General features: G+C 71.0%; 21 protein-coding genes. 17 read left to right on the top strand and 4 right to left on the bottom strand.

Annotated elements, in window-relative coordinates; translation table 11 throughout:
- Nucleotides 1-441 precede the first annotated feature (441 nt).
- Together C7389_RS25655 and C7389_RS03340 are read right to left on the bottom strand one after the other, a co-directional pair.
- Nucleotides 442-3,711, bottom strand: coding sequence for an EAL domain-containing protein (locus C7389_RS25655; protein WP_133588367.1), 3,270 nt, complete (start codon nt 3,709-3,711; stop codon nt 442-444).
- Nucleotides 3,708-4,550 carry a transporter substrate-binding domain-containing protein gene (locus C7389_RS03340; RefSeq protein WP_211168165.1) on the bottom strand — a complete coding sequence of 281 codons (843 nt, stop codon included), beginning with the start codon at nt 4,548-4,550 and terminating at the stop codon, nt 3,708-3,710. Before C7389_RS03340 ends, C7389_RS25655 begins: the two co-directional genes overlap by 4 nt.
- Nucleotides 4,551-4,752: 202 nt before the next feature.
- Between C7389_RS03340 and C7389_RS03335 the strand changes: the two genes are divergently transcribed.
- Entirely contained in the window at nt 4,753-5,652 is a 900-nt protein-coding gene (locus C7389_RS03335) for a pirin family protein (protein WP_133588365.1), read from the top strand.
- A gap of 240 nt (nt 5,653-5,892) precedes the next feature.
- Nucleotides 5,893-6,162, top strand: coding sequence for a hypothetical protein (locus C7389_RS03330; protein ID WP_133588363.1), 270 nt, complete (start codon nt 5,893-5,895; stop codon nt 6,160-6,162).
- Nucleotides 6,163-6,315: 153 nt separating this feature from the next.
- Here C7389_RS03330 and C7389_RS03325 read toward each other — a convergent pair whose 3' ends face one another.
- Both C7389_RS03325 and C7389_RS03320 read right to left on the bottom strand, forming a co-directional pair.
- Nucleotides 6,316-7,653, bottom strand: coding sequence for a HAMP domain-containing sensor histidine kinase (locus tag C7389_RS03325; protein WP_133588361.1), 1,338 nt, complete (start codon nt 7,651-7,653; stop codon nt 6,316-6,318).
- A 3-nt stretch (nt 7,654-7,656) separates the two neighbouring features.
- On the bottom strand, nt 7,657-8,370 hold the full coding sequence (locus C7389_RS03320; RefSeq protein ID WP_281275344.1) for a response regulator: 714 nt from the start codon (nt 8,368-8,370) through the stop codon (nt 7,657-7,659).
- 166 nt (nt 8,371-8,536) lie between these two features.
- On the opposite strand from C7389_RS03320, the gene C7389_RS03315 reads away from it, so the two are divergent.
- The 15 genes from C7389_RS03315 (at nt 8,537) to C7389_RS03245 (ending at nt 20,626) form a co-directional block, all read left to right on the top strand.
- Nucleotides 8,537-9,181 (top strand): Spy/CpxP family protein refolding chaperone, encoded by a 645-nt coding sequence (locus C7389_RS03315; RefSeq protein WP_133588359.1) that lies wholly within the window; start codon nt 8,537-8,539, stop codon nt 9,179-9,181.
- A gap of 23 nt (nt 9,182-9,204) precedes the next feature.
- Nucleotides 9,205-10,470, top strand: a complete 1,266-nt coding sequence (locus C7389_RS24785; protein WP_162851649.1) for an alpha/beta hydrolase family protein — start codon at nt 9,205-9,207, stop codon at nt 10,468-10,470.
- A 102-nt stretch (nt 10,471-10,572) separates the two neighbouring features.
- Nucleotides 10,573-11,028 (top strand): bacteriohemerythrin, encoded by a 456-nt coding sequence (locus C7389_RS03305; protein ID WP_133588357.1) that lies wholly within the window; start codon nt 10,573-10,575, stop codon nt 11,026-11,028.
- A gap of 98 nt (nt 11,029-11,126) precedes the next feature.
- Nucleotides 11,127-11,543 carry a DUF1924 domain-containing protein gene (locus C7389_RS03300; RefSeq protein WP_133588355.1) on the top strand — a complete coding sequence of 139 codons (417 nt, stop codon included), beginning with the start codon at nt 11,127-11,129 and terminating at the stop codon, nt 11,541-11,543.
- The gene (locus C7389_RS03295; protein ID WP_162851648.1) at nt 11,540-12,034 is read left to right on the top strand and encodes a cytochrome C; all 495 of its coding nucleotides are present in this window, start codon (nt 11,540-11,542) and stop codon (nt 12,032-12,034) included. The genes C7389_RS03300 and C7389_RS03295 overlap by 4 nt, the downstream gene beginning before the upstream one ends.
- Nucleotides 12,031-12,732, top strand: coding sequence for a cytochrome b/b6 domain-containing protein (locus C7389_RS03290; RefSeq protein WP_133588351.1), 702 nt, complete (start codon nt 12,031-12,033; stop codon nt 12,730-12,732). The genes C7389_RS03295 and C7389_RS03290 overlap by 4 nt, the downstream gene beginning before the upstream one ends.
- Before the next feature lie 9 nt (nt 12,733-12,741).
- Nucleotides 12,742-13,410 (top strand): response regulator, encoded by a 669-nt coding sequence (locus C7389_RS03285; RefSeq protein WP_133588350.1) that lies wholly within the window; start codon nt 12,742-12,744, stop codon nt 13,408-13,410.
- Between the two features lie 7 nt (nt 13,411-13,417).
- Nucleotides 13,418-14,842 (top strand): ATP-binding protein, encoded by a 1,425-nt coding sequence (locus tag C7389_RS03280; RefSeq protein ID WP_133588348.1) that lies wholly within the window; start codon nt 13,418-13,420, stop codon nt 14,840-14,842.
- On the top strand, nt 14,839-15,747 hold the full coding sequence (locus tag C7389_RS03275) for a cation diffusion facilitator family transporter (RefSeq protein WP_133588346.1): 909 nt from the start codon (nt 14,839-14,841) through the stop codon (nt 15,745-15,747). The genes C7389_RS03280 and C7389_RS03275 overlap by 4 nt, the downstream gene beginning before the upstream one ends.
- Nucleotides 15,748-15,910: 163 nt before the next feature.
- A complete protein-coding gene (gene uraH / locus C7389_RS03270; protein ID WP_133588344.1) occupies nt 15,911-16,273 on the top strand; it encodes a hydroxyisourate hydrolase in 363 nt (120 codons plus the stop codon).
- Between the two features lie 13 nt (nt 16,274-16,286).
- Nucleotides 16,287-17,480, top strand: coding sequence for a urate hydroxylase PuuD (locus C7389_RS03265; RefSeq protein ID WP_133588342.1), 1,194 nt, complete (start codon nt 16,287-16,289; stop codon nt 17,478-17,480).
- An 83-nt stretch (nt 17,481-17,563) separates the two neighbouring features.
- Entirely contained in the window at nt 17,564-18,100 is a 537-nt protein-coding gene (gene uraD, locus C7389_RS03260) for a 2-oxo-4-hydroxy-4-carboxy-5-ureidoimidazoline decarboxylase (protein ID WP_133588340.1), read from the top strand.
- A 21-nt stretch (nt 18,101-18,121) separates the two neighbouring features.
- On the top strand, nt 18,122-19,072 hold the full coding sequence (puuE, locus tag C7389_RS03255) for an allantoinase PuuE (protein ID WP_133588338.1): 951 nt from the start codon (nt 18,122-18,124) through the stop codon (nt 19,070-19,072).
- Between the two features lie 13 nt (nt 19,073-19,085).
- Nucleotides 19,086-20,111 carry an allantoicase gene (alc, locus tag C7389_RS03250; RefSeq protein WP_133588335.1) on the top strand — a complete coding sequence of 342 codons (1,026 nt, stop codon included), beginning with the start codon at nt 19,086-19,088 and terminating at the stop codon, nt 20,109-20,111.
- The gene (locus C7389_RS03245) at nt 20,108-20,626 is read left to right on the top strand and encodes an ureidoglycolate lyase (RefSeq protein ID WP_133588333.1); all 519 of its coding nucleotides are present in this window, start codon (nt 20,108-20,110) and stop codon (nt 20,624-20,626) included. Before alc ends, C7389_RS03245 begins: the two co-directional genes overlap by 4 nt.
- Nucleotides 20,627-20,676: the final 50 nt, after the last annotated feature.

The following is a 20,676-nucleotide window of genomic DNA, read 5'->3' as shown; positions in this document are numbered from 1 at the left end:
AGCGCAGCCGGCGCGCAGGGAGGTGAGGAAGCCGCTGGCCATGGTGGTCATGCGATGAAGAGCAAATTGAGCATCTGTGACGACTGGAATGGAGTGGTGTCCCCTCTCCCCTCGCGGGAGAGGGGTCGGGAGAGAGGGGGAGCGGCCGTGGAGCTAAGCCGCAGCCGCCCCTTCGGGGCGCCCCCTCTCCCTGCCCCCGCCCCACACCCTGGCGCTGAGGCTGCAGGCCACAGGGCGCTCCGGCGGGCGACGCGGTGCTTCGCTTTTTCCGCCCGCGCCCTACGAGGGGAGAGGGAGTCCGGCGGCGCGCGCTGGGCGTGATCTTCCGTCCTCTCCCGCGTGCACGAGCCGCTACGGCAAACCTGCGCTGCACCGGGCTGGACACGAAACCGGAGGCCGAGGGTGGCCCGGCAGGCGCCCCGGCGTCAAGCCCGCCAGCCTTCAATCACGTGCGGGCCAGTGCTGGCAGGACGCGCCGAGAAAACGCTCGGCGAACTGCGCCGCCGCTACCGGCGGGCTGCACAGATAGCCCTGGTAGACATCGCAGCCCCGCTCGGCGAGGAAAGCGCGCTGGGCATCGGTTTCCACGCCTTCGGCGAGCACCTGCAGGCCGAGGTTGCGCGCCAGTTCGATGATGGTGGTGGTGAGCTGGGCGTCGCTGTGGTCGTCCGGCAGGTCGCTGATGAAGCTGCGGTCTATCTTCAGCTTGCTTACCGGGAAGCGCTTCAGGTAGGCGAGCGAGGAGTAGCCGGTGCCGAAGTCGTCTATCGCCAGCTGCACACCCAGGCCCTTGAGCTCGTGCAGGAAGGCGAGCGCCTCGGCACCGCGGTGGATCAGGCCGGATTCGGTGATCTCGATCTCCAGCTTCGCCGCCGGAAAGCCGGTTTCCGCCAGGATGTCGCGCAGGCGCTCGACCACACCGCCGCGCCTCACCTCCTCCGCCGACAGGTTCACCGCCAGGCGCTCGAAGTCCAGCCCCTGGTCCAGCCATTCCCTCCCCTGGCGGCAGACGCGGCGTTGCACCCAGGTGCCGAGCTCGAAGATGAGTCCGGACTCTTCCAGCAAGGGAATGAACTCCGCCGGGCCAATGTAGGGGCCGCCGTCCGGCTTCAGCCGTACCAGCGCCTCGGCGCCGACGATGCGGCCGCTGGCGACATCCACGAAGGGCTGGTAGTACATCTCGAAGCCGTCGCCCTCCAGCGCCCGGCGCAGGCGGGATTCCAGCGACAGGCGGGCATCGGCGCTGCGGGTGAAGGCCTCCTGGTAGAAGCGGAAGGTGTTGCGGCCGGCGTGCTTGGCCTGATACATGGCGGCGTCCGCATCCTGGATCAGGCCGGCCGGGCTGTCGCCGTCGTCCGGGTAGATGGAGATGCCGATGCTGGCCTTGATGTAGATCTCGCGCCCGGTGTGCAGCACGAAGGGCTGGTCCAGCGCGGCCAGCAGATCGCGGGCGATGGCCGCCGCGTCAGCGGCATGGCGCAGCTGGCCGAGCACCAGCACGAACTCGTCGCCGCCGTAGCGGCCCAGCGTGTCCTCGCTGCGGTAGCGGCCGGAGAGGCGCGCGGCCACGGCCGAGAGCAGCTCGTCGCCAGCATCATGGCCGAGGGCATCGTTGATGTTCTTGAAGCGATCCAGATCGATGAACAGCACGCCGACCACATGGCGTTCCCGCCCGGCGGCCTCGATGGCGTGCTGCAGCCGGGCGCCGATGAGCATGCGGTTGGGCAGGTCGGTGAGCGGGTCGTACTGGGCAAGGTGGCTCACCCGCTCCTCGAACTGGCGCAGCTGGCTGATGTCGGTGAACACGCCGACGTAATGGCCGCCACTGCCCGTCCCGCCATGCACCGCGCTGATGGACATCCACTGCGGCACCACCTCGCCATTCTTGCGCCGGTTCCACAGCTCGCCCTGCCAGTGGCCCACGCTGTTCAGCGTCGCCCACATGGCGTGGAAGAAGGCTTTGTCGTGCCGGCCGGAGCGCAGCAGCGCCGGCGTGCGGCCCAGCACTTCATCCTCGGTGTAGCCGGTGATCTCGGTGAAGGCGCGGTTCACCGAGAGGATTCGGGTCTCGGCGTCGGTCACCACCACGCCGTCGCGGGTGCCCTCCAGCACCGCCGCATGCAGCAGGATGCGTTCATCCTTGCGCCTGGCCTCGGCCTCGCGGGCGAACTGGGTGAGCGCGTAGGAGATGTCGTCGCCCACCTCGCCCAGCAGCGCGGCCTCCTCGTCGCCCGCCTGCTGCGGCGCGGCCGAGAGCAGGCCCATCACGCCGGCGAACTCCCCTTCGCAGTGCAGCGGGATGGCGATGAAACGGCTGGCGCCCGCCTCCGCCGCCTGGCCACGCCAGCCTGCCTGCAAGGGCATCAGCTTCTCGATGAGGAGTTCCCGGGAACGGCCCGGCGCCCCGCCCTCCTTGCTGCCGGCCGGAAGCCTGGCGATGACACTCTCCGGCTGCCCGCCGGCCGCCACATGGCCCGCCAGCGGCAGCGACCATGCATCCAGCAGGGCAGGCGCCGCGCCGGACGCCGCCACCGGCTGCAGCCGGCCGCCGGCCGGCACCGCCACCCAGGCGGCGAGGAAACCACCGCTGCTCACCGCTACCGCCGTCACCCGCTCGAACAGCGCCGCCCGGTCGGAGGTCAGCACGATGGCATGATTCACCTGGCTCAGCAGATTGTAGAGGCGGGAGAGATCCGCCACCCGGCGCTCGGCCGCGCGCCGCTCGGTGACGTCCCAGGATACCCACACCACCCGGCCGGTATCCGCCACCGGCGCCACCCGCGCCTCGAACTGGCGCGGCGCGGCGCCGTCCTCCAGCGTGTATTCGTGGCTCACCACCCGGCCTTCTCCCAGCGCCCGGGCGATGACCCCGGCGAAGGCCGCCGCCTGTTCCGGCGGATAGAGCTCCTGCAGCCGCATGCCGGTCAACCGCTCGCCTCCGCCGGCCAGCACCCTGCCGCTGCCGAACACTTCCAGGTAGCGCCCCTCTGCATCCAGCAGGAAAGCCATCTCCGGCAGCGCGTCGGCGAAGGCGCGCAGCCGCTCCTTGCCCGCCAGCACATCGTGGAGGGCACGCAAGCGCAGCAGCTCCGCCCGGTAGCCCAACCAGATGAAACCTATCGCCAGGGCGCAGACGAGGAAGAGGTTGATGCGGTCCAGCTCGCGCTGGAACTGGCGCCGTGCCTCCATTTCCTGCAGCAGCGCCACCTCCACCCGCATCGCGCTGCTGGCGAAGGGGCCGTGCAGGGCACGCAGGTCCAGTCCGGACACCTGCTCCGGCGAGGCGATGCGGGACTTCACCCGCTCCGCCATCGTCTGCAGCACCGCCAGGTAGTCCGCCACCGCCGCCCTCAATTCCGGCGAAGCCGGGTGGCGGGCGCTCATGCCGGCCAGGCGCGCTTGGCCGCTGGCGAGATCGCGGCCAGCATGGACCGCCCGCTCCAGGTTGCCCAGTACCAGTTCCGGCGAACTGGCCGGGTCGCCCGCCAGCACCCGCTCGGCGAACAGCTCGGCCTGTATCACCGCTTGCCGCGACAGCGCCAGCCGGTCCAGCGGCACCACGCTCTCGCGCAGGGTGGCATCCCAGCGCATGGCGGACCAGCTCATCATGCCCAGCACCACCAGCACCATGACCACGGTGGCGGTGAGCAGCATCACGCCGCCGCGCACATCGTGATCGCTGTCGCCGCTGCGGCTGGGGGAGGCCTTCATGAGCCGCAGTCTCCGTCGCGGCCCGGCAGTTCGGCAGAGGTGAAGCCGAAGCGGGCGATCAGCGTGGCATGGCGCTCGCTGCCGAGGAAGCCGTCCAGCACGCTGTCGGTAGCCGCACGCAGGGCGAGGTCATCGGGGCGGAAGGCGAAGGCCGGCAGCCCGGCCGTGCCCCGGGTCGCCACCACCAGCTCGAGCCCGTGGTCTTCAGTGCCGGCGAGCGCCCGGCGCAGAGAGACGGCCGACAGGGCGAAGGCTTCCGCCGCATGCTGCCGCAGCGCCACCACCGCGCTGTCGGCATCCGGGAAGGCCAGCAGGCGCGCCTCCGGCACGCCCGCCCGCCGGGCCTGCTCGCCCTCCACCGCGCCGGCCACCACCAGCAGGCGCGCCCGCGGCTCGGCGGCCACATCCTCATAGCCGGCGAGCTTCAGCGGATTTCCGGCCTGCACCAGCAGGGCCGGACAGACGTGGGCGGTCGGGCGCGAAAAAACCACCCGCGTTGCCCGCTCCGGCGTGACGAACAGCCCGCTGGCGATCACGTCGATACGGCCCGCCTCCAGCTCGTGGACCAGGCTACCGAACTCGACGTGCTCCCAGATCAGCGGCCCGCCGCCCAGTTCCTCAGCCACTGCCCGCCATACCTCGGGCGCCTCGCCGGTCACCCTGCCACTGGCATCCAGATAGGCGAAAGGGGGCTCCAGCGCATAACCGACGCGCAGGGCTTCGCCAGCGCGCCAACGCTGCAGGGGATCGGATTCGGCCGGACCGGCCTGGATCAGGAGGGCCGCCGCGGTGGTCAGGAGGATGGCGAGCACCGCAGCGAGATGGATCCGCATCAGCATAGCGACTGGGCGACTAGGCGAAGTGGATGGACCCTGAGCAGTATGGGGGGCGGGGAAGTGGCAGACAAGACCGCGCAGGCAAACCGACTGGCGACCGCCGTTGGCCTGCTGCTAACCTGCCTGGAGTGGCTCTGCCCCGGCGTTGCCACCCGCGGCGCGCGATCCGCCATCTCCCCTGCCTTCCTCCGATGGAGCCCAGTCGATGTCCATTCCGAAGCCCGTTCCCAGCCCCCACGTTCCGCATGTCTATGCCGGCCACGAGAAAGAACTCGGGGGCGGCTTCATCGTCCGCCGCCTGCTGCCGGGGCATCCCCAGCGCTATGTCGGCCCCTTCGTGTTCTTCGACCACTTCGGCCCCACCGACATCGACGCCGGCCAGAACATCGACGTGCGTCCCCACCCGCACATCGGCCTCGCCACCGTCACCTATCTGTTCGAGGGCGAGATGATGCACAGGGACAGCCTGGGCTCGGTGCAGCGCATCCGGCCCGGCGACATCAACTGGATGACCGCCGGCCGCGGCATCGTCCATTCGGAGCGCAGCACCGACGAGAACCGCGGCAAAGCCTGGCGCAGCCACGGCCTGCAGCTGTGGGTGGCGCTGCCGCGCGAAGCGGAGGAATGCCCGCCCGCCTTCCACCACCACGCCGCCGACAGCCTGCCCTGTTGGCAGGAGGGCGCGGTGCGGCTGCGGCTGATGGCCGGCAGCAGCGGCAGCCGGCAGTCACCGGTGGAAGTCAGTTCGCCGATGATCTACATGGACCTGCGCTGGGAGGAGGATGGCCACTGGACGGTGCCGGCGGAGCATGCGGAGCGGGCGCTCTACGTCATCGCCGGCCAGGTGAGCATAGACGGCAACCCGGTGACGCCGCGCCACCTCGCCCTCCTCGCGCCCGGCGGGGAAGTGCGGGTGGAAGCCTCCATGGGCACCCAGGCGGTGCTGGTCGGCGGCGCGCCGCTGGACGGGCCGCGCTACATCTGGTGGAACTTCGTCTCCAGCAGCAAGGAACGCCTGGAGCAGGCCAAGGCCGACTGGGCTGAGGAGCGCTTCGACAGCATTCCCGGCGATGACAAGGAACGCATTCCGCTGCCGCAGCGCTAGGGGGCTGCCGTGTTTTCTCCTTTTTCCCTCGCGGGAGAGGGAGCGGGGCTCATGCCTCTTCGACACCCGTCGGGGCGCCCCTCTCCCCGGCTCTCCCGCAAGGGGAAAGGGCGTGACGACCGCACCGGCGGCGCGGGAAACTTATCTGCGCGACATCGGCGCCTGCAGGGCAAACCCCAGAGCACCCCGCCCCGCTTTCCGCCGATAATCGCGCCCTCCCCCGCCCACACGGAGCCGCCCATGCGCCCCAGCCGCCAGACCCTGTCGATCACCGCCCTTGCCGTCCTTGCCCTGCTGCTGGGCGCCTGCACCAAGCTCACCGCGGAGAACTACGAACGGCTCAAGGTCGGCATGTCCTACGCCGAGGTGAAGGCCCTGTTCGGCGATCCGCGCGGATGCAGCGATCTGCTGACGGTGAAGACCTGCACCTGGGGCGACGAGAACCGCCATGTCACAGTGAACTTCGTCGCCGACCAGGTGGTGTTGTTCAACGGCGCCAACCTGAAATAAGCCGCCGGCGCTGCAGCCCCGGCCGCCGGAGGGCGGCCTCACCGGACGCCCCCACCCGGCGTAATCCGGGCCGAAGGCCGCGCATGCCAGCCCTTCCACAAGCCGTCCGCCCCGATGGCCGGGGCGCGGACGGTGATCTGCGCCCCGGCTGCGCTACGCCTGCAACGGCAGCAGGATCTCCACCGTGAGGCCGCCGCCCTCGCGCACCGCCGCGCGTATGCTGCCGCCGTGCAGTTGCACCGCGCCGCGGGCGATCGCCAGCCCGAGGCCGAAGCCGACCACGCCGTTGCTGCCTCCGCCACGGTAGAAGGGCTCGAAGATGGCCTCCAGATCCGCCTCTGCCACGCCGGGGCCGCGGTCGGCCACCCGCAGGCGGAAACGGCCGTCGGCGCCCAGGCCAGCCTCCACCTCCACCGTCGAGCCCTCGGCGGTGTACTTCACCCCGTTGCGGATCACGTTCTCGAAGGCGCGATAGAGCAACGCCGCCTGCGCCCGGCACAGCGCCTCGCCGGTGGCGGACAACATCAGCTGGCGGCCGCTGTTGCGCGCCTCGAAGCCGGCATCCTCGGCGATCTCCGCCACCATCTCCACCAGATCCACCGTTTCCGGCGGCAGCTGTTCGCCCATGCCGGCATCCAGCCGCGATAGCGTCAGCAGTTCGCCGACCAGCTCGTCCACCCGGCCGGCTTCGCGCTCTATGCGGTCCAGCGAGGCGCCCACGCTGTCCGGCCGCTGGCGCGCCAGGCCAATGGCCACCTGCAGCCGGGCCAGCGGCGAACGCAACTCGTGGGAAACGTCGTGCAGCAGGCGGCGCTGGGCGGCCATCAGGCTCTGCAGGCGGCCGGCCATGCGGTCGAAATCGCGGCCGAGATCGGCGATCTCGTCGCGCCGGCTGCCCATCAGCGGCTGCACCCGGGTCTCCAGGCGGCCGGCGGCGGTGGCCTCGAAAGCCCAGCGCAGGTTGCGTATCGGCTTCGCCAGGTACCAGGCGAGACATGCGCTGAAGGCCAGGCTGGCGATCAGGCCTGCGGCAATCGGCAAGGCCCGGCTGGGGGCATGCAGCGGCGGCGGTGGAGGCGGTGGCGGCTGCGGCACGGCCGCCATGAACAACAGATAGCGGCCGCCATCGGCCAAGCTCACCTCGCGCACCGCCTCATGCGCGGCAGACGTCGCCACCGCGCGGCGGGCCCGCGCCAGCACCGGGCCCGGCACCGGGCGCGCCAGCAGCTCCCGGCCGGCCTCATCCACCGCCAGCAGGCCTTCCGGCCCTTCCAGCCGCCACTCCCGCAGCACGTCCGCCAGCACCGCCGGCCCGGCGCTGCGCAGCAGGCCGGCGGCCGCCTCGACCGCGAAGCGGGCGCGGGGGTCCACCAGCGGCGCGCGCTCGCTCTCGCCGCGCTGGTGCAGGGATACGCCTATGCCCACGGCCACCGCGGCGCTCACCAGCGCCAGCCAGTAGGCGAAGAAGAATTTCCAGAACAGGCGGCCCACCGCTCACTCCCTCAGGTACTGGTAGCCGATGCCGCGCACCGTCTCTATCGGCGAGCGGCCGTCGGCGTAGCGGCCCAGCTTGTGGCGCAGGCTGGAGAGGTGCACATCGATGCTGCGGTCGTAGCGCGCCAGCGGCCGGCCCAGGCCCTGTTCGGAGAGGTCGCCCTTGCTCACCACCCGCCCGGCGTGGCGCACCAGCACCTCCAGCAGGTTGAACTCGGTGCTGGTGAGGGCCAGCGGCGTGCCGTCCCACTCCACCGAGCGCTTCTGCGGCCACAGCACCAGCGGCGCCACTTCCAGCGGCGAGTTGAGCTCTTCGCCGCCCGACTCGCGCTGGGTACGGCGCAGGATGGCGCGCACCCGGGCCACCAGTTCGCGCGGCGAACAGGGTTTGGGCACGTAGTCGTCAGCGCCCAGTTCCAGGCCGACGACGCGGTCGATGTCGTCGCCCTTGGCAGTCAACATCAGCACCGGCAGGCTGCTGCGGGCGCGGATGCGGCGCAGCACCTCCACCCCGTTCAGCCGCGGCATCATCACATCCACCACGATGAGGTCGTAGCTGCCGGACAGGGCCTGGCCGACGCCGGCCTCGCCGTCATGCACCGCGTGCACATCGAAGCCCTCGCCGCCCATGTACTCCATCAGCATGCGGCTGAGTTCGACATCGTCGTCGACCAGCAGGACTCGGGGATCTGAGGGCATAGGCGGGGCTGTCACGGGCTTGTTCCGGAGCCGGATGATAGTCCGCGGCACCTCGAGTACAAGCGCGGACACCGACTCTTTACCCAGCTTTACCCGCCCCTACCGCGGTTAACACCCCCGCCGCGCATAGTTCGCTCCGTTCCGGCGCCACCTGCGCCGCATCCACCGCACGGAGTCTTCCATGTCACGACCCGCCTCCCGCCCGCTTTCCCGCGCCGCCAAGGCGCTGCGCCTCGCCCTGCTCGCCAGCCTGCTCGCCGTCTCCCTCGTCAGCCAGGCCGAACCCACAGGCGCGCCGGAGCCGCAGGCAGAGAGGGATTGCCCCCCGCCCCCGCCACCGGCCGCCTTCCACGGCCATCCGGGCGGCCCCGGCTTCGATGGCCCCGGCCCGGCCTGGAGCGAGATGGAGGGCCCGCCGCCGCCCTTCCTGCACGGCCTGGCGCTGAGCGAGGAACAGCGCGACCGCATCTTCGAGATCCTGCATCAGCAGGCGCCGCAGGCGCGCAAGCAGGCCAAGGCGGTACGCGCAGCCCAAGAGGCTCTGCGCGAGGCCGACCTGGTCGTCAATTACAACGAAGCCAGGGTGCGCAGCCTCACCGAAGCGCTGGCCAAGGCCGAGGCCACCCAGCAGCAGGGCCGGCTGGCCACCGCCCACCGCCTCTATGCGGTGCTGGACGCCGACCAGCGCCGCCTGCTCGAAAGCCGCAGGGAAGGCCGCGACGGACCGGATGGCGACGAGCGCCACCGCCCCGGCGGCGAAGAGCGCCCATCGCCGCAGAGACGGGTCCCGGTCACCCCGTCGCCGCAAGACGGCCCGGCGCGCTGAACGCTTCACCGGAACCCCTACCGATGAAGCCCAGCCGCGGCCTGCTGCCGCTACTCCTCGCGCTGACCGCCGCGGTCGGCGCCTGCGCCTCCCGCCCCGACCCCAGCGAGCAGGCGGAAGCCGAAGTCCGGCGCTTTGCCGAGCGTGGCTACCACCCGGAACGCAATCTGCCGGTCACCCGCCGCGACACCCATATCGGCGACGAGCGTGAAGGCATGGACCTCAGTTTGGATTGCCCCGCCACGCCGGGGCGCTATCCGCTGGTCATCTACCTGCCGGGCCTGGGCGAAACCGCCCGCGCTGCACCGCTGTGGCGCACCGCCTGGGCGCAGGCCGGCTACGCGGTGCTGGGCATGCAGCGCCAGGCCGACGGGCCGCAGGTGTGGTCCTCGCCGGATGCCCGCCGTGGCGCCTTCGACCAGCTCGCCCGCAGCCGCTTCGGTGGCGCGCAGCTGGCCGAGCGCAGCGAGGCGGTGCGTCGCACGCTGGAGGCCATCCGCCAGCAGGCCGCCGAGGGCAAGGACAGCGGCATGTATGCCTGCGTGGATACCTCGCGCATCGCGGTGGTCGGCTTCGAACTGGGCGCGCAGACCGCACTGGCGCTGGCCGGCGAGCGCTACCGCGAGAGCCGCGCGGCGGCGCGCGGCGACGCCGCTGCGGACGGCCGCGAGCCGGCCGCCCTGCCCGGCCTGACCGCGGTGGCGGTGTTCAGCCCGCATGTGAACATGGCCGCCGGCGGCCTCAGCGAGCGCTACCGCGACATCCTCGCCCCGACGCTGGTAGTGACCGGCGACGCCGACGAGGACCGCTACGGCCTGGGCATCACCCCCACGGTGCGGCAGGCGCCCTTCCGCTACATGCCGGAGGGCAACAAATTCCAGCTGGTCCTGAACGCCGGCAATTACACCCTGCTGAACGGCGCCGATGCCCCCAGGCGCGAGGAAGGCCAGGGCGGCGGCCGCGGCCGGCCGGGCGCTGCCGGCGGCATGGGCGGGCCGGGAGGGGGCCTGAACGGGAGCATGGGTGGCTTCGGCGGCATGGGGGGCGCCGATGCGGGCGGCGGAATGGGCCCAGGCATGCCGGGCGACGGAAAGATGAGCCGTGGCGGGCGCCCCGGCGGCGAAGGGCCGGCTGGCGGCGGCGATCGTCAGCGCCCGGTGATCGCGGTGCAGGCGGTGAGCACCGCCTTCCTGGACGCCACCTTGCGGCAGGACAGCATCGCCGGCGAGTGGCTGGCGCGCAATGGCGTGCGCTGGGTGGAGCCGGTCGGCACGCTGCAGCTGAAATGATCGGTAACATAACCATCGCCCGGTTTGGGGTCATGCCCGCGGTTTGCTACGGTGCAACATGATAGATTCATCGGCTTTCCAGCCCCCGACCTTGGAAAGCCAGTGAGTCTCACATGGACACCCGATCTCGATACCGGGATCGCGGTCATCGATGACCAGCACCGCAGACTGGTCGATTACGTCAATCAGCTCGAAACCGTCCACAGCAAGGGCGACCTTCCCACCGTGGGCCACGTTCTGGACGACCTCGTCGATTACACCCTCTCCCACTTCGCCTTCGAAGAGACCCTGCTGGAGGAATCCGGCTACGCCTACCTGAAGGCGCACAAGCGGGTGCATCAGCTGTTCACCCGGCGGGTGGAGGAGTACCGCGAGCGCTTCAAGCGCGGCGAAGACGTCAACGCCGAGATCCATCGCCTGCTCAGCAGCTGGTTGCTCAATCACATTAAGCATGACGACGCCGACTACGTCGCCACCGTCAGCCCGCAGATCAAGGACACGCTGGACGAGCAGAAAAATGCCGGCTGGCTGGCGCGGACTCTGGGCCGCTTCTTCTGAAGCCCCTGGCCCCGGCGCCGCCGGCCATGCCAGCCACTTAAGCCAGGCTTAAGCTCCCTTCCCTAGGCTGGATCGCATTCCCTGCAAGGAGGCGATCCATGCCCAAGCTCCCCCGCCAAACCCCGCTGCTCGCCCTGCTGCTGGGCCTGCTGCCCCTGCATGCCGGCGCGCAGTCGGCTGCCGGCCTGCTCGAACGCTACAGCGAAGAAGCGCGCCGCGAGGCACCCGCCTACGCTGCCTCGGCGGCGCGCGGCGAGGCCCTCTTCCACCAGCGCGGCAAGGACGACTGGCGCTGCGCCGGCTGTCATACCGACAAGCCGGTAGTCGCCGGCCGCCATCTCGTCACCGGCAAGCCGATCGCGCCGCTCGCCCCTGCCGCCAACCCGGAGCGCTTCAACGACGCCGCCCGGGCGGAGAAATGGTTCCGCCGCAATTGCAAGGATGTCTTCGAGCGCCCCTGCAGCGCCGCGGAGAAAGGCGACCTCCTCGCCTATCTGCTGGAGCAGCGGCCATGAGGCGCGCCCTTCTTCTCCCCGGCCTGCTCGCCCTGGCGGCCGGCCCCGGCCTGGCCGGCGACCTCGTTTCGCCGCCCTCTCCCGAGTACCGCGAGGAATGCGGCAGCTGCCATGTGGCCTACCCGCCGCGCCTGCTCGACGGCGCAGCCTGGGCCCGGGTGATGGCCGGGCTTGCCGACCACTTCGGCACCGACGCCAGCCTGGCATCCGCCACCCGCGACAGGCTCGCCGCCTACCTCGCCGCCCGGGCGGCCCCCTCCCGCGGCGACGCAAGCGCCCCGCCGCGCCCGGACACGTCGCGGATCACCACCAGCGCCTGGTTCCTGCGCAAGCACCGCGACGGCCACGACGGTCTCCACGCCGCCCTGTGGCGAACCCCGGCGGTCGGCAACCCGGCCAACTGCGGCGCCTGCCACCGCGCTGCCGCCGAGGGCCGCTACAGCGAACACGAAATCCAGCTACCCGTCTCCACCGGAGCCTCTTCCCGATGAAAACCACCACTTCCCCCCTCGCCGACACGCGCGGCGGCACTGTCCGCGTCTGGGATCTTCCCACCCGCATCTTCCACTGGCTGCTCGTGTTCTCCTTCACCGGCGCCTGGCTCACCGCCGAGAGCGAGCGCTACCGCGACGTCCACCTCATGTTCGGCTACACCGTCGCCGGGTTGCTGCTGTTCCGCATCGTATGGGGCTTCACCGGCAGCCGCTGGGCGCGCTTCTCCTCCTTCGTGTTCCCGCCATCCCGGCTCGCCGGCTATCTCCACTCCCTGCGCGCCCGGAGGCCGCAGCACCACGCCGGCCACAATCCGCTCGGCGCGCTGGCGGTGTTCCTGCTGCTCGGCCTCGGCCTGGCGACCGCCGCCTGCGGTTTTGCCACCTATCAGGAACTCGGCGGAAAATGGCTGAAGGAAGTGCATGAGGCCGGCGCCCAGCTGATGCTGGCGATAGTGATCGTGCATGTGATGGGCGTCATCGTCAGCAGCCTGCTGCACCGCGAGAACCTGGCGCGCGCCATGGTCACCGGCAGCAAGCGCGGCCGGCCGGACGAAGGCATCGCCAGCCGCCACGCGGTGGTGGGCGTGCTGCTGCTGGTGGCGGTGCTCGCGTTCTGGAGCGCCGACCGCGCCGGCTGGCTGGGCACGCCGGTGGTGGCGGAGCCGACGCACGCCGCGCATCAGGCCAGGGATTGAGGAGGAAGGATGCGGGTCCTGGTGGTGGAGGACGACAAACTGCTCGGCGACGCGCTGCAGGCCGGCTTGACCCAGGCCGGCTTCGTCGTCGCCTGGGTTACCGACGGCATCGCCGCCGAGACCGCGCTCGCCGGCGCGCTTGCTGCGGATTTTGCCGCCCTGGTGCTGGACCTCGGCCTGCCGCGCCGCGACGGCCTCGCGGTACTCGGCCGCCTGCGCGCGCAGGGCAGCCGCCTGCCGGTGCTGATCCTGACCGCCCGCGACACGGTGGATGACCGCATCGCCGGCCTCGACGCCGGTGCCGACGACTACCTCCTCAAACCCTTCGACATGGGCGAACTCGCCGCCCGCCTGCGCGCACTCATACGCCGCGCCGAGGGCCATCCCGCGCCCCGGCTGGCCCTGTCCGGCGTGGAACTGGACCCGGCCGCCCACACCGTCACCGTCGACGGCCGGCCGGTGGAACTGGCGGCCAAGGAGTTCGCCCTGCTGCATGCCCTCATGCTCAAGCCCGGCCGCGTGCTGTCGCGTGCCCAGTTGGAGCAGCAGCTCTACAGCTGGGGCGAGGAAACCGGCAGCAACACCATAGAGGTCTACATCCACCACCTGCGCCGCAAGCTCGGGCGGGAACTCATCCACACCATACGCGGCGTGGGCTACCTGGCGCGGGGAGACTGAAACCGCCATGCGCCTCGCCTCGATCAAGAGCCGCATCACCGCGATCACCATCGTCCTGGTAGGCATCGCCTGGCTGGTCGCCGCCCAGCTCACCTGGATGGAGGCCAGGCACGAAGCCGAGGAACTGCTGGACGCCCACCTGGTGCAGACGGCCTCGCTCCTGCTCGCCCAGGCCGGGGGCGCCGGCGGCCTGGGCGAGCCCGCCGCGGTGGACGAGGAACACGCGCCGCAGCTGCATCGCTATGCGCGCCGCGTTGCCTTCCAGGTGTGGGCGAACGGGCAGCTGCGCCTGCACTCCGCCAATGCCCCGGCAACGCCGTTGTCATCGCGGCAGGAGGGCTTTTCCACCCAACGCGTCGGTGACCACGCCTGGCGGGTGTTCTCCGCCACCGATCCGGCCGGCGGGCTGATGGTGCAAGTGGGCGAGCGCAGCGCCCGGCGCGACAAGCTGGCCCGGGGCTTCGCCGCCGGCCTGCTGTGGCCCGTGCTGCTCACACTGCCGCTGCTGGCGGTGCTGCTGTGGCTGGCCGTGCGCCACGGCATGCGCCCGCTGCTGCGTATCGCCGGCGAGCTGGGCGAACGCTCGCCCGACCGCCTCGAACGCCTGTCCGAGGATGAGCTCCCCGCCGAAGTCGCGCCCCTGGTCGCGCGGCTGAACGGCCTGTTCGAACGGGTGGAACGCAGCCTGGAGAACGAGCGCCGCTTCACCGCGGATGCCGCCCATGAGCTGCGCACCCCGCTCGCCGCCCTGCGCGCCCAGGCCCAGGTCGCCCTCGGCGCCAGTGACGACACCGCGCGGCGGCATGCGCTGGAGCAGCTGCTGTCCGGCTGCGACCGCATGAGCCGGCTGGTGGCCCAACTGCTCACGCTGGCCCGCGCCGACGCCGTGCAAGCCACGGCCTTCACCCCGCTGGAGCTCGACGCGCTGCTGCGCCAGGCCGTGGGCGAAGCCGCCGATGGCGCGCTCGCCAAAGGCCAGGAGATCGGCCTCGACACCAGCAGCCTCGACACCGATGGCCCCGCCACCATGCACGGCAACCCTGCCTGGCTGGCGATCCTGCTGCGCAACCTGCTCGACAACGCCGTGCGCTATACGTCGCCGGGCGGATCGGTGCAGGTCGCCCTCGGCGCCGACGGGCCGGACTGGCTGCTGACGGTGGAGGACAGCGGCCCCGGCGTTCCCGCCGCCGAACTGCAGCGCCTGGGGCAGCGCTTCTGGCGCCGGCTGGAGAGCGCCGGCGAGGAAGGCAGCGGCCTGGGCCTGTCCATCGCCGCCCGCATCGTCGAACGCCACCACGGCAGTCTGCGCTTCGGCCCCCGCAGCAGCCCGCCCGGCCACGGCCTGCGGGTGGAACTGCGCCTGCCGCGCCGCCGCCCGGCATCCCCCGCTCTCACTTCCCAGTCCACCGCTGCCCAGGCACCTCGCGCATGAGTTCCTCCCTGAAGCCCTACGCCTGGCTCTCGGTCGCCGCCGCCCTCTCCACCATCGTGCTGAAGGGCGCGGCCTGGTGGTTCACCGGCTCCGTCGGCCTGCTCTCCGATGCCCTGGAATCGCTGGTCAACCTCGCCGGTGCGCTGATGGCGCTGGCCATGCTGGGCGTGGCGGAAACGCCGGCGGACGCCCGCCACAGCTATGGCCACGGCAAGGCGGAGTACTTCTCCAGCGCCTTCGAGGGGGCGCTGATCCTGCTGGCGGCCGGCGGCATCGGCTACGCCGCGGTGCAGCGCCTGCTGCAGCCGCAGCCGCTGGAGGCGGTGGATGTCGGCCTGGCGATCTCGGTGCTGGCCTCGGTGATCAACCTGCTCACCGCCCGCGTGCTGATGCGGGTGGGCAAGGCCCACCACTCCATCACCCTGGAGGCCGACGCCCATCACCTGATGACGGACGTGTGGACCTCGGCCGGCGTCATCCTCGGCGTCGCCCTCGCCTGGTCCAGCGGTTGGCTGTGGCTGGACCCGGCCATCGCCCTGCTGGTCGCCGCCAACATCGTGTGGACCGGCTGGAGACTCCTCCAACGCTCCGCCGCAGGGCTGATGGACGTTGCCCTCCCCGACGCCGAACTGGCCGCGCTGGAGCGAGCGCTCGACGGCTTCCGCGCCCACGGCCTGGCCTTCCACGCCCTGCGCACCCGGCAGGCCGGCAGCCGCGCCTTCGTCAGCCTGCATGTGCTGGTGCCCGGCCAATGGACGGTGCAGACCGGCCATGACTGGGCTGAACGCATCGAGGCGGCCTTGCGCGCCGCCGTGCCGCGCGCCCACGTCACCACCCACCTGGAGCCGCTGGAGGATCCCGCCTCCCTGGCCGACGCGACGCTGGACCGCCCCCCGTCCACCTGAGGCACAGGCCGGGATCCCTCCGGCCCGCCAGTGCCCCCCGGTGCACGCCCGGCCGGCGAGGACAATATCCGGTTCTTTATATCGGTTATCCAGACATCCCCGCCCGCGCGCGGCGCGAGGCTTCTAGACTGGAGGCCGATACGAACGAACAGGAATTGCCGCCATGGGCAGACTCACCACCCACGTGCTCGACACCGCCCTCGGCCGCCCCGGCCAGGGCATTCCGGTGTCCGTCTTCCGCCTGGAGGCCGGCGGCGAACGCCGCCTGCTCGCCAGCATGCTGACCAACGCCGACGGCCGCTGCGACGCCCCCTTGCTGGAAGGCGAGGCCTTCGCCGCCGGCCGCTACGAGCTGGTGTTCGACACCACCGCCTATTTCCGCGAGGCCCCCGGCGGCGCCGAGCTGCCCGATCCGCCCTTCGTCGGCGAGGTGGTGCTGCGTTTCGGCATCGCCGAGGCCGGCCAGCACTACCACGTGCCGCTGCTGGTCTCGCCGTGGAGCTACTCCACCTACCGCGGCAGTTGAGCCGGCGCCGCACATGGAAAGCTATCTCCTCGACTGGGCCAACCTGCTGGTCCGCTGGCTGCACCTGATCGCCGGCATCGCCTGGATAGGCGCCTCCTTCTACTTCGTCATGCTGGACACCTCGCTGAAGCCGCCGAAGAAGGCGGCGGACAAGCAGCGCGGCGTGTTCGGCGAGCTGTGGGCGGTGCATGGCGGCGGCTTCTACTGCAGCCAGAAATTCCTCACCGGCCCGCAGGGCGAGCCCCTGTCCCAGGACCTGCACTGGTCCAAGTGGGAGGCCTACACCACCTGGCTGTCCGGCATGGGCATGCTGGCCATCGTCTATTGGGCCGGCGCCTCCTCCTACCTGATAGACCGCAACGTGATGGCGCTCACGCCGCCCGCCGCCATCGCCCTCTCCATCGGCTTCCTCGCCGCCGGCTGGGTGGTCTACGACCTGCTCTGCCGCCTGCTGGTCGGCCGCGACGCGCTGCTGGCCGGGCTGATCTTCGTGCTGGTAGTGTTCGCCGACTGGGCGCTGCACCAGGTGTTCTCCGCCCGCGCCGCCTACCTGCACGTGGGCGCGGTGCTGGGCACCATCATGGCGGCCAACGTCTTCGTCCACATCATCCCCGGCCAGAAACGCATGGTGGCGCAGATACGCGCCGGCCGGCCGGTGGACCCGCGCCCCGGCCAGATCGGCAAGCAGCGCTCGGTGCACAACACCTACTTCACCCTGCCGGTGCTGTTCACCATGATCAGCAACCACTACCCGATGACCTACAGCCATGCCAACGGCTGGCTGGTGCTGGTGGTGATGATGGCGGCCGGCGTGCTGATCCGGCAGTTCTTCGTGCTGCGCCACCGCGGCCAGGTGAAGTGGTGGCTGCCGGCCAGCGGCGTCGCCCTGCTGGCGCTGCTGGTGGTGCTGATGGCGCCGGAGAAGGTGGATGCCGGCGGCGACAAGGTGGCCTTCGCCCAGGTGAAGCAGGTGGTGGACCAGCGCTGCATCGCCTGCCATGCCGCCCAGCCCACCTACGAGGGCTTCATCCAGCCACCCAAGGGCGTGCTGCTGCAGACACCGGAGGAGATCGGCCAGCACGCCGCCAAGATCGCCGAGACGGTGGCCAGCGGCTACATGCCGCTGGGCAACCTCACCCACATCACCGACGAGGAACGCCGCCTGATCGCCACCTGGCACGCCCAGGGCGCCCGGCTCGCCGACTGACACGGCACGCAACACGCCACTGAAGCGCTTCTGGCCGCCAGCCGGCGGCCAGCGGCAGAACCCCGTTCACACCAGAGTCCTCCATGATGACCGCCGCCCTCCCCACCGCCCAGAAGCTCGCGGACCTCTCCGCGCTGGACTGCACCGCCTTCTCCAGCCAGCTGGGCGGCATCTTCGAGCACTCGCCCTGGGTCGCCGAGCGCGCCTGGGCCGCCCGCCCCTTCGCCAGCGTGGACGCGCTGCACCAGGCCATGGTCGCCGCCATGCTGGACGCCGGGCGCGCCGAGCAGCTGGCGCTGATCCGCGCCCACCCGGAACTGGCCGGCAAGGAAGCCGCCGCCGGCACCCTCACCCAGGCCTCCACCGGCGAGCAGCAAGGCGCCGGCCTGGACCGCTGCACCGCCGACGAACTGCAGCGCCTGCGCAGCCTCAACGCCGCCTACCGCTCCCGCTTCGGCTTTCCCTTCGTGATCGCGGTGAAGGGACGCAGCCGCCACCAGATCATGGATATCATCGAGGCCCGCCTCGGCAACGACGCCGAAACCGAATTCCGTACCTGCCTGGATGAAATCGCCAAGATCGCCCGCTTCCGCCTCGACGCCCTGCTCGGCGCCGCCTGAAGCCTGCCCGGAGACGCGCCCATGACCTCCGCCGCCCCAGCCCCCTCCTCCAGCTACCCGCGCGACCTCGTCGGCTACGGCCGCAATCCGCCGCATGCCAACTGGCCCGGCCGCGCCCGGGTAGCGGTGCAGTTCGTGCTCAACTACGAGGAAGGCGGCGAGAACTCGGTGCTGCACGGCGACGCCGGCAGCGAGCAGTTCCTGTCGGAGATGTTCAACCCGGCCAGCTACCCGGACCGCCATCTGTCGATGGAGTCCATCTACGAGTACGGCTCCCGCGTCGGCGTGTGGCGCTTCCTGCGCGAGTTCGAGCGCCGCGGCCTGCCGATGACCATCTTCGGCGTGGCGATGGCGCTGGAGCGCCACCCGGAAGCCACCGCCGCCTTCCAGGAACTGGGCCACGAGATCGCCTGCCACGGCCTGCGCTGGATCCACTACCAGAACACCCCGGAAGCCGAGGAGCGCGAGCACATGCGCCTGGGCATGGAGATCATCCAGCGCCTCACCGGCGAGCGCCCGCTGGGCTGGTACACAGGCCGCGACTCGCCCAACACCCGGCGCCTGGTGGCCGACCACGGCGGCTTCCTCTACGACTCCGACTACTACGGCGACGACCTGCCGTTCTGGACCGAGGTGCGCAAGACCGACGGCAGCCAGGTGCCGCACCTGGTGGTGCCCTACACCCTGGACACCAACGACATGCGCTTCGCCCTGCCGCAGGGCTTCTCCCACGGCGACGAATTCTTCCAGTACCTGCGCGACACCTTCGACCTGATGTACGAAGAAGGCGAAGAGCGCCCGGCGATGATGAGCGTGGGCATGCACTGCCGCCTGCTCGGCCGCCCCGGCCGCTTCCGCGCCCTGCAACGCTTCCTCGACCACATCGAGCGCCACGACCGGGTGTGGATCTGCCGCCGGGTGGACATCGCCCGCCACTGGATCGAACATCACCCCCACAAGAAACAGCCCTGAACACGGATACCTCATGAGCACCCAGAGCATCATCGTTGCCCCCGCCGCCGACCTGCCCGACTGGGCCCGCCGCTCGGTGGACCTCGCCAACCCGCGCATCGGCGCCCGCGCGCTGCATGCCTCGGACGATTTCTTCGCCGAGGTCTCGCGCATGCTCAACCCCGATCCGGCGGTCTTCATCCCCGGCAAGTACGACGACAACGGCAAGTGGATGGACGGCTGGGAAACCCGCCGCAAGCGCACCACCGGCCACGACTGGTGCCTGCTCAAGCTCGGCCGCCGTGGCATCATCCGCGGCTTCGACGTGGATACCTCCCACTTCACCGGCAACTACGCGCCGGCGGTGTCCATCGAAGCCACCGTGTCCGACAGCGACGACGTCGCCACGCTGAAGGCGGCGCGATGGACCGAGATCCTGCCCTCGGTTTCCCTCGGCGCCAGCGCCCACCACCTGTTCGCCATCGCCAGCCAGGAAGCCTGGACCCACCTGCGGGTGAACATCTACCCGGACGGCGGCATCGCCCGCCTGCGGGTGTACGGCCAGCCGGTCGGCGCCTTCGACAACCCCAACCTCACCTACGACCTCGCCGCCATGGAAAACGGCGGCCGCGCGGTGGCCTGGAACGACTCCCACTACGGCTCGGTATCCAACCTGCTGCTGCCCGACCGCGGCCGCGACATGGGCGACGGCTGGGAAACCCGCCGCCGCCGCGAGCCCGGCAACGACTGGTGCATCGTCCAGCTCGGCGCCGCCGGCACGCTGGAAAAGATCGAGATCGACACCGCCCACTTCAAGGGCAACTACCCGGACCGCTGCTCCATCCAGGGCGCCTTCATGGCCGGCGGCACCGACCAGTCGGCGGTCACCCAGAGCATGTTCTGGCCCTTCATCCTGCCGGAGCAGCCGCTGTCGATGGACGCCATCCACACCTTCGTCGGCGAGATCGCCGCGCATGGCCCCATCACTCATGTACGCATCAACGTCATCCCCGATGGCGGCCTGTCGCGGGTGCGGCTGTGGGGCAAGGTGAAGGAATGAGCACCGCCGCCGCCGGGCTGACGCTGCGCACGGCCGAACCCCTCACCCGCGAGGCCTTCGCCCCCTTCGGCGACGTCATCCAGGCGGAGGGCGCGGCGCGCCACTACACCATCAACGGCGGCAACACCGAGCGCTTCCACGACCTCGCCGCGGTGGAACCGGGGGTAGACGGCCGCGCCATCGTCTCCCTCTTCCGCGGCCAGCCCCGCGCCCTGCCCTTCCGGGTGGAGATGATGGAGCGCCACCCACTCGCCAGCCAGGCCTTCATGCCACTGTCCGGCCGCCCCTACCTGGTGGTGGTGGCGCCGCCCGGCGCGGCACCCACCGCCGCCGACCTGCGGGTGTTCCTCGCCAGCGCCGAACAAGGCGTGAACTACGCCCCCGGCGTCTGGCACCACCCGCTGCTGGCGCTGGACGCGGTGTGCGACTTCCTCGTCGTCGACCGCGCCGGCCCTGGCCACAACTGCGACGAGGTGGAACTGCCCGAAGCCCTGCTGATCGACCTCCCCCGCTGAACGGACTCCTCCTTCCCGGCTGGCCGCCCTGAATGGGTGGGCAGCCGTAA

Source organism: Azoarcus indigens (assembly GCF_004361735.1).
In the GTDB taxonomy this organism is placed as follows: domain Bacteria; phylum Pseudomonadota; class Gammaproteobacteria; order Burkholderiales; family Rhodocyclaceae; genus Azoarcus; species Azoarcus indigens.
Note: the sequence above shows the minus strand (reverse complement) of the source record. Positions and strands in the feature narration are given on the sequence as shown.

Coding starts and splice junctions, on each gene's coding strand:
- C7389_RS25655 (WP_133588367.1), bottom strand. CDS start 3,711: ATGAAGGCCTCCCCCAGCCGCAGCGGCGACAGCGATCACGATGTGCGC.
- C7389_RS03340 (WP_211168165.1), bottom strand. CDS start 4,550: ATGCTGATGCGGATCCATCTCGCTGCGGTGCTCGCCATCCTCCTGACC.
- C7389_RS03335 (WP_133588365.1), top strand. CDS start 4,753: ATGTCCATTCCGAAGCCCGTTCCCAGCCCCCACGTTCCGCATGTCTAT.
- C7389_RS03330 (WP_133588363.1), top strand. CDS start 5,893: ATGCGCCCCAGCCGCCAGACCCTGTCGATCACCGCCCTTGCCGTCCTT.
- C7389_RS03315 (WP_133588359.1), top strand. CDS start 8,537: ATGTCACGACCCGCCTCCCGCCCGCTTTCCCGCGCCGCCAAGGCGCTG.
- C7389_RS24785 (WP_162851649.1), top strand. CDS start 9,205: ATGAAGCCCAGCCGCGGCCTGCTGCCGCTACTCCTCGCGCTGACCGCC.
- C7389_RS03300 (WP_133588355.1), top strand. CDS start 11,127: ATGCCCAAGCTCCCCCGCCAAACCCCGCTGCTCGCCCTGCTGCTGGGC.
- C7389_RS03295 (WP_162851648.1), top strand. CDS start 11,540: ATGAGGCGCGCCCTTCTTCTCCCCGGCCTGCTCGCCCTGGCGGCCGGC.
- C7389_RS03290 (WP_133588351.1), top strand. CDS start 12,031: ATGAAAACCACCACTTCCCCCCTCGCCGACACGCGCGGCGGCACTGTC.
- C7389_RS03285 (WP_133588350.1), top strand. CDS start 12,742: ATGCGGGTCCTGGTGGTGGAGGACGACAAACTGCTCGGCGACGCGCTG.
- C7389_RS03280 (WP_133588348.1), top strand. CDS start 13,418: ATGCGCCTCGCCTCGATCAAGAGCCGCATCACCGCGATCACCATCGTC.
- C7389_RS03275 (WP_133588346.1), top strand. CDS start 14,839: ATGAGTTCCTCCCTGAAGCCCTACGCCTGGCTCTCGGTCGCCGCCGCC.
- uraH (WP_133588344.1), top strand. CDS start 15,911: ATGGGCAGACTCACCACCCACGTGCTCGACACCGCCCTCGGCCGCCCC.
- C7389_RS03265 (WP_133588342.1), top strand. CDS start 16,287: ATGGAAAGCTATCTCCTCGACTGGGCCAACCTGCTGGTCCGCTGGCTG.
- uraD (WP_133588340.1), top strand. CDS start 17,564: ATGATGACCGCCGCCCTCCCCACCGCCCAGAAGCTCGCGGACCTCTCC.
- puuE (WP_133588338.1), top strand. CDS start 18,122: ATGACCTCCGCCGCCCCAGCCCCCTCCTCCAGCTACCCGCGCGACCTC.
- alc (WP_133588335.1), top strand. CDS start 19,086: ATGAGCACCCAGAGCATCATCGTTGCCCCCGCCGCCGACCTGCCCGAC.
- C7389_RS03245 (WP_133588333.1), top strand. CDS start 20,108: ATGAGCACCGCCGCCGCCGGGCTGACGCTGCGCACGGCCGAACCCCTC.